The organism is Pseudoalteromonas sp. Angola-4 (assembly GCF_028599265.1).
GTDB lineage: Bacteria > Pseudomonadota > Gammaproteobacteria > Enterobacterales > Alteromonadaceae > Pseudoalteromonas > Pseudoalteromonas atlantica.
Genome location: NZ_JAQREK010000069.1, coordinates 1 through 494 on the forward strand (window position 1 = coordinate 1; position 494 = coordinate 494).

The following is a 494-nucleotide window of genomic DNA, read 5'->3' on the forward strand; positions in this document are numbered from 1 at the left end:
GTGTTATTACTGATGAGTATGAAGATCGCTTGAAAATATTAGAAGAAAAACTGCGAGTACGCTCTGAAGAAATACTCAGTAACCAAGAACGCATATCAATCACTAATGAAGTTCATTCGTTATGGATGCGAGCCAACCTTGAAAGTGATATTGCGAATAAAATTGAAATATTCGATGAAATTTTAAAACGTAAACCAGAAGATGTAGAAGCCATTGCCTACAAAGCGGATGCTTTATTAGAATTAAATGAGACTGAGCAAGCTATTGAGCTTTGTAATCAAGCAATTGATATAGATAGCGACTATGGTTACGCATACTGGCAGCGCGCCTGTGCGTATGCTTTAACGCATGAGCATGCAGATGCTCTAGCCGATATAAAAATGTCGCTTGAATACTCACCCAACTTACGAAACGAGCTACTTCATGAAAGTGCCTTTGCCAGTCTGCATGATAACGACAGCTTTAATGCGATAGTTTCAAACGAAGCCTAAACT

1 protein-coding gene is annotated in these 494 nt (G+C 38.7%); it reads left to right on the plus strand.

From position 1 onward, the window contains the following. Nucleotides 1-491: tetratricopeptide repeat protein (locus PSH48_RS20830; protein WP_273612306.1), on the plus strand; the 491-nt coding region annotated here is incomplete at its 5' end. Between the last annotated feature and the right edge of the window lie 3 nt (nucleotides 492-494).